At 58.9% G+C, this 1,455-nt stretch carries 2 protein-coding genes and 1 pseudogene; 1 reads left to right on the top strand and 2 read right to left on the bottom strand.

Going from position 1 to position 1,455, the window contains the following annotated elements; translation table 11 throughout:
* Nucleotides 1–142 (bottom strand): annotated as a pseudogene (locus tag AC1D00_RS40865) (cyclase); the annotation flags it as partial.
* A gap of 669 nt (nucleotides 143–811) precedes the next feature.
* Here AC1D00_RS40865 and AC1D00_RS40860 point away from each other — a divergent pair.
* Complete coding sequence (locus tag AC1D00_RS40860) at nucleotides 812–943, top strand: hypothetical protein (RefSeq protein ID WP_283813899.1); 132 nt, start codon at nucleotides 812–814, stop codon at nucleotides 941–943.
* On the opposite strand, the gene AC1D00_RS40855 is transcribed toward AC1D00_RS40860, so the two are convergent.
* Complete coding sequence (locus AC1D00_RS40855) at nucleotides 940–1,080, bottom strand: hypothetical protein (RefSeq protein WP_167771246.1); 141 nt, start codon at nucleotides 1,078–1,080, stop codon at nucleotides 940–942. The two genes, AC1D00_RS40860 and AC1D00_RS40855, sit on opposite strands and share 4 nt — an antisense overlap.
* Between the last annotated feature and the right edge of the window lie 375 nt (nucleotides 1,081–1,455).

The raw sequence follows: 1,455 nt of genomic DNA, 5'->3' as shown, positions 1-1,455 counted from the left end.
AGACAGCCTCGGCTGTTACGCCCTTCGCCTTCTGAACCGGAGCAAAATCGTCGTAAACCTTCCGCCAGGTCTTGTAGTCGGAAACCGTGTGCCTAACAAACATAGTCGTCATCAGATGTTCCTCCCTGACTGGTCGTAACAATCTTTCCACGAACGCTTGAAACAGCACTTCCAGTAGCACCAGTATAATACTGGCCGCCGCTTGGAGCTATTTCATTTCCGGGTTGCACTGATGCCATCGGACGTTTGCCCTTTGTCCGATCGAACGGCCTCATCAGTCGGATGTCCGCAGCGGGTCAAAAGCGGCGGTCCGGCGCTCGCATACGGCAGGTCCGATCTACCCTTGATAGCGGGCCTCCCTACGCCAACGACGCCGGTCCGATATCCCCAATAGAGTTCGCGCGATAATCGGGACGCCGCGCACGCCCATCTCGCGCGCGCCAAAGCCGCCGCACCGCTCAGCCTCGTGGTGGCAGGCACCACCTGTAAATTTCCCAAGTGTTGGCAACTAGGCGCACCGGTTAAGTGGTCGGCAGGTCTTGAGCGCTGCACGCACCATGAAAACACCGAAGCCAAAGCAATGGGCCGAGCAGGAGGTCCGACGATTGGTCGGGCTGGCCCGGCAGGGAATTGGCGCATCGAAGATAGCCGCCGAACTCGGCCGCCATGCCGGGTCGGTGAGGCGCATGGCGCGAACGATGGGACTACTGTTGAAGAAGTAGTTGTCAAGCGACCCTGAGCGCAGCGCGGCTGACTTACAGCCCAAAGCCTGGTAGCTCATTTCGATGCACGCGTCGACGGGACGATCGAGATGCAAACCACCACAATGGATATCGCGGATTACCTCAAGCAAGGCGGCCAAACCCCTGGGCACCGCGAACTATGGCGGCTGCTGAAGACGCTCTTCAAAGACACTGGTGACACCGACGAGCTGATCGACTAGCCGCAGCGTTTGGCCAGCCTTTTGGGCCGCTTGAGCAGCATCCGCCTGGCCTTCGCCTCTGAACGCTTTTTGATCTCGGCCTTGATCTGTTCGATCAGGGTTTCTTCTGACTTTTGGATCTTAAGGGTGGAGTTCACATTCGCGCCCTCCGATGAGCCGTGCAGCTCAACAGGCTAGTCCAATTTGGCCCCACGCAAAAGCCGCCAAGGTTTCCCTCGGCGGCTTGTGCCGTTGCGCTGCTTTTGCGTAGAGGTTTGCCGCGCCGAGCGGTACTCGAACGTGGCCCAAGCCTGCTAGCCGCAGGTCGCACCGCCTTCATCTGAATGAGGCGGTCAATGCGTTGCCTGTGTGTCGGGGCCAACGTGTCCCCGATGACATATGATGTGGTCACCGGCACGATGCTAATCAAGCCAGTGCTGTTGTCCTATAGATGAAATCGATAGTCCCGTCGCCCCCGGCCGCAGAAGTCGCAGAACGTAGCTGCTGAGCTGTGGGTAGCTGCTGAGCTGTGG

Source organism: Bradyrhizobium sp. P2_E8, assembly GCF_056403875.1.
Note: the sequence above shows the minus strand (reverse complement) of the source record. Positions and strands in the feature narration are given on the sequence as shown.